This window comes from Protofrankia sp. CiP1_Cm_nod1 (assembly GCF_920888515.1).
In the GTDB taxonomy this organism is placed as follows: Bacteria; Actinomycetota; Actinomycetes; order Frankiales; family Frankiaceae; genus Protofrankia.
On record NZ_CAKKTM010000410.1, the window covers coordinates 1 to 4,323 of the forward strand.

4 protein-coding genes are annotated in these 4,323 nt (G+C 75.5%); all 4 read right to left on the reverse strand.

Annotated features, from left to right (window positions below):
- The coding region (locus tag NBX02_RS18520) for a site-specific integrase (protein ID WP_250292404.1) at positions 1-927 on the reverse strand (927 nt) is incomplete at its 3' end.
- A 32-nt stretch (positions 928-959) separates the two neighbouring features.
- The gene (gene dprA / locus NBX02_RS18525) at positions 960-2,195 is read right to left on the reverse strand and encodes a DNA-processing protein DprA (RefSeq protein WP_250285137.1); all 1,236 of its coding nucleotides are present in this window, start codon (positions 2,193-2,195) and stop codon (positions 960-962) included.
- The gene (locus NBX02_RS18530) at positions 2,192-3,739 is read right to left on the reverse strand and encodes a YifB family Mg chelatase-like AAA ATPase (protein WP_250285138.1); all 1,548 of its coding nucleotides are present in this window, start codon (positions 3,737-3,739) and stop codon (positions 2,192-2,194) included. The genes dprA and NBX02_RS18530 overlap by 4 nt, the downstream gene beginning before the upstream one ends.
- A complete protein-coding gene (locus tag NBX02_RS18535; RefSeq protein ID WP_250285139.1) occupies positions 3,739-4,095 on the reverse strand; it encodes a YraN family protein in 357 nt (118 codons plus the stop codon). Before NBX02_RS18535 ends, NBX02_RS18530 begins: the two co-directional genes overlap by 1 nt.
- Positions 4,096-4,323: the final 228 nt, after the last annotated feature.

Sequence of the window (4,323 nt, forward strand, 5' to 3'; positions counted from 1 at the left end):
GAACAGCGCCCGCCCGCTGCCGGCCACGGCGAGCGCCGGGCGGCCGGCCGCAAGCCAGCTCCGCAGGGCCCGCCCCGCCGGCACGCCGAAGGGGACGGCGCGCTCACGCCCGCCCTTGCCGCGGACCCGCACCAGCCGTCGCTCGTCGTCGATGTCGTCGATGTCGAGACCGCACAGTTCGCCGACCCGGGTGGCGGTGGCGTACAGCAGCTCGAGGACGGCGTCGTCACGGACGGCGGCCGCGCGCCGGATGACGACCGCGTGCCGGCTGGCCGCGGGCAGGTCACCATCGTCGGGCAGCGGCCGGGGGCGGGCCGCCAACAGCTCCCATGTCTGGGCGGCGGTCAGCACCGTCGGTAACGACGCAGGCCGCCGGGGGCCCGCCAGCCGCTCGGCGACGTCGGCGGCCAGCCATCCCTGCCGGGCCGCGAACGCGCTGAAGCCGCGCGCCACCGAGACCCGCCTGGCCAGGGTGGTGGCGGCGGCCCCGCGAGCCCGCATCCCGGCGAGCCATCCGCGCAGCACCCCGAGATCGACGCCGGCAAGCTCGTCGAGCCCGGCATCCTGGGCGTACCCACGCAGATGGGCGAGATCGGCCCGATAGGCACGGACGGTCTCCGGGGACCGGCCACGCTCGGCCGCCAGATGGCGAAGGTACGCCGCAACCGCGACATCCCAGGAAACCTGGGCCTCCTGACAGGCCCCGGCCCCCCGGGAAGCCCCCGCAGCCCCCCGGGCCACCACGTCCCGCGGAGCACTGTCCGACGAGGCGGTATCTGGCGGGGCGGTGTTCCGCGGGGCGGTGTTCCGCGGGGCGGTGTCCGGCGAGGCGGTGTTCCGCGGGGCGGTGTCCGGCGAGGCGGTGGGCTGGGAAGCAGTGGTATTCCCGGCAGCCGGATTCCGGGAGTCAGCGATCGCACCGCCCATGCATCGCACGGTGTCCTTCGATCATCTCCGTGTCAACACCGGCTGTCCGGTCCGTGGCGCCCCGGCGTGCCGGCCTCGCCGGCCGCGCTGGTTCCGCCGGCCGCGCTGGTTCCGCCGGCCGCGCTGGTTCCGCCGGCCGCGCTGGTTCCGCCGGCCGCGGATGGCACTCGGCCCAGCGCCGTCAGGCGGTATCCGTTGCCGTGTGGCTCGACCAGGCCCTCGACGACCAGCGGGCCCATCAGCGCCTGTACCGTCTCGGGCCGTTCCCCGAGCCGTTGTGCCAGCACCGCCGCTCCCACCGAGCCGCGGGCCGGCATCACGTCCAGCATGCGGCGGACCAGCTCGGGCAGACCGTCGCGGGAACCGGGGCCCGCCGGTGGGTAGTCGGCGAGCTCGCCGATGCCGCCGATCTCCTCACAGACCTCGGCGGCATCGGTGACCAGGACGGTCTGTTCGCGGTGGGCTCGCAGCAGGCGGTGGCATCCGACGCTGGTGGCGCTCGTGACCGGCCCCGGCACGGCCATCACCACCCGTCCGAGACGGCGGGCGTGCCGGACGGTGTTCAGCGCGCCGCTGCGATGGCCCGCCTCGACGAGAACGGTGCCTCTGGCCAGCCCGGCGATGATCCTGTTACGGGTCAGGAAACGCCCCCGGTACGGCGGGCTTCCCGGCGCCGCCTCGCTGATGACCAGCCCGTTGGCGCGGATCCGCGCCAGCAGCTCGGTGTGGGCCCGGGGATACGCGATGTCGACCCCGCCGGCCAGGACCGCGATCGTGGGGCCGGCGGCCGCCAACGCCCCGTGATGGGCCGCCGCGTCGATACCGAATGCCGCGCCGGAGACGATCGTCCAGCCCCGGTCCGCGAGCCCGGCGGCGAGATCGGCCGCGATGGTGGTCCCGTAGGCGGTCGCCGCCCGGGAGCCCACCACCGCCACCGCCCGTTCGCACAACCGGCCCAGGTCCCCCTCCCCTCGGGCCCACAGGCCGAACGGCTGCCCCGCCTCCGGCTCCGGGCCGTCGGACAGCCGGCCGAGAGCGGTCAGCACGGACGGCCACTCCGGGTCACCCGGGCAGATGAACCGCCCACCGAGAGCCGTGAGCAGACGCAGGTCGCGTTCCGGGTCGACGTCGGGATGGCGGCCGCGCAGCTCGGCCCAGACCGCAACGGCGCCGCGCCGGGCCACCTCGGCACCGACCGCCGGCCGGTCCGCGCCGACCGCGCGGGACAGCGCAGCCCTGGCCAGCCGCTCGCTGTCGGTGGCAGTCACCGCTGCCTCCCGGGCAGCCGCAGGTCCAGCGCCATCCCGATCTGGGCCAGCCCCGGGGCGGGCAGGCCGGCCAGGTCCGCGAGCGTCCAGGCCACCCGCAGGACGCGGTCCAGCCCACGCGCGGTGAGCTGCCCGGACTCGAAGGCGAGATCGGCCGGGCGGGTCACCTTCGCCGGCAGCGCCCACGTCCGCCGCAGGGCGGCACCGGGGATCTCCGCGTTGGTGCGCCACGGCGTACCGGCCAGCCGGGCCGCCGTGGCCGCCCGGGCCGCCTCTACCCGCTCCGCCGCGACCGCCGAGGTGTCGGCGTACCTGGCGTCCGCGCGCAGCTCCGCCCGGCTGGGCGTGGCGAGCTCGACCTGCAGGTCCACCCGGTCGAGCAGGGGGCCCGAGAGCCGGGAGAGGTAGCGCCGGCGCACCAGGCTCGGGCACTCGCACGCCCTGGCCGTGGCGGCGCCCGCCCGGGCGCACGGGCACGGGTTCGCCGCGAGCACCAGCAGGAAACGGGCGGGGAACCGCGCGCTCACCCGGGCCCGGGCCAGTTCGATCACCCCGCTCTCCAGCGGCTGGCGCAGCGCGTCGAGGGTGGGGCGGGAGAACTCCGGCGCCTCGTCGAGGAACAGCACGCCCCGGTGCGCCTGGCTGGCCAGGCCCGGGCGCAGCACGGTCGAGCCCGCCCCGACGAGCGCGGCCGGCGTGGCCGAGTGATGCGGGCTGCGGTACGGCGGACGGAGCACCAGCGGGCAGTCCTCGGGCAGCAGCCCGGCCACCGAGTGCACCGCGGTCACCTCGAGAGCGGCCTCGGTGTCGAGCGCGGGCAGCAGGCCGGGCAGCCGCTCGGCCAGCATGGTCTTGCCGCTGCCCGGTGGCCCCTGCATGAGCAGGTGGTGGCCGCCGGCAGCGGCCACCTCGACGGCGAGCCGGCCGCGTGGCTGGCCCGCCACGTCGGCGAGATCGCCGAGCTCGCCGCCGGCGGCAGCCGCGGACCGCGCCGCGTCGGTGGCGGCCGCCGCCGGCGGATCCGGCTCGTACTCCCCGCGCAGCAGCCGGACCAGGCAGTCGAGGTCCTTCACCGGTTCGACGACGGCCCCCGGGACGAGCGCGGCCTCCGGGCCGTTCGCCTCGGGCACGACGACACGTTCGATGCCGGCGTCGAGCGCCGCGACCGTCGCCGGCAGCACCCCGCGGACCGGCCGCAGCCGGCCGTCGAGCGCCAGTTCCCCGAGCAGCACCCGGGAGCGCAGCGCCGCCGGGGGGACGGTGGCCGCCGCCCCGAGGATCGCGGCGGCCATCGCCACGTCGAACCCGCTGCCGGACTTCGGCAGGGTCGCCGGGAAGAGCCCGACCGTGATCCGCTGGCTCGGCCAGTGCTGGCCGGAGTTGACGATCGCGGCCCGGATGCGGTCCCGGGCCTCGTGCAGGGAGGTGTCCGGCAGCCCGACGAGGGTGATGGCCGGCAGCCCGTTCGCGAGATCCGCCTCGACCTCGACGAGGTGCCCGTGCACTCCCACGACCGCGACGCTGAACGCTCGCGCCAGCGCCATCAGAACGCCCCGCGCAGATGTTCCACCCGCGGCGGGCTGTTGTGGGTGCGGTACACCTCGACCACGTCGAAGCGCAGCGGCATCGGCGCGTGCTCGTGGTCACGCAGCCAGACGAGCGCCACCCGGCGGATACGGGCGGCCTTCGCCGGCACCACGGCCTGCGCCGGCGTGCCGTAGCGGCCCCCGGAACGGGTTTTGACCTCGCAGAACACCAGGCACGAGCCGTCCTGGGCGACAATGTCGATCTCACCGGCCGAGCATCGCCAGTTACGGTCGAGGATCTCCATCCCGCACTGCGACAGATGCCGGGCGGCGGTGTCCTCCCCGAACCGCCCGAGTACGTCCTTGACCCGCATCGTGCGCTCCCGTTCCACGGGCGACGGACGCGCCCGCGGAGATCAGGATGACTCGTGGAACCGGACAGAACGAGAGCAGAAGCCGATCTGTGGACAAAACGGGCCTTATGCCGTTCACTCATCCACAGAACACAGACGGCAACCGGCCTAGAGCTCGGCCTTGGTCAGCTCCTCGACGTTGATGTCCTTGAACCTGTCTCTTATACACATCTGACGCTGCCGACGACT

What these genes read in the sequence shown, in the direction of transcription:
- NBX02_RS18530 (WP_250285138.1), bottom strand. Translation starts at nt 3,739, where the DNA reads ATGGCGCTGGCGCGAGCGTTCAGCGTCGCGGTCGTGGGAGTGCACGGG.
- NBX02_RS18535 (WP_250285139.1), bottom strand. Translation starts at nt 4,095, where the DNA reads ATGCGGGTCAAGGACGTACTCGGGCGGTTCGGGGAGGACACCGCCGCC.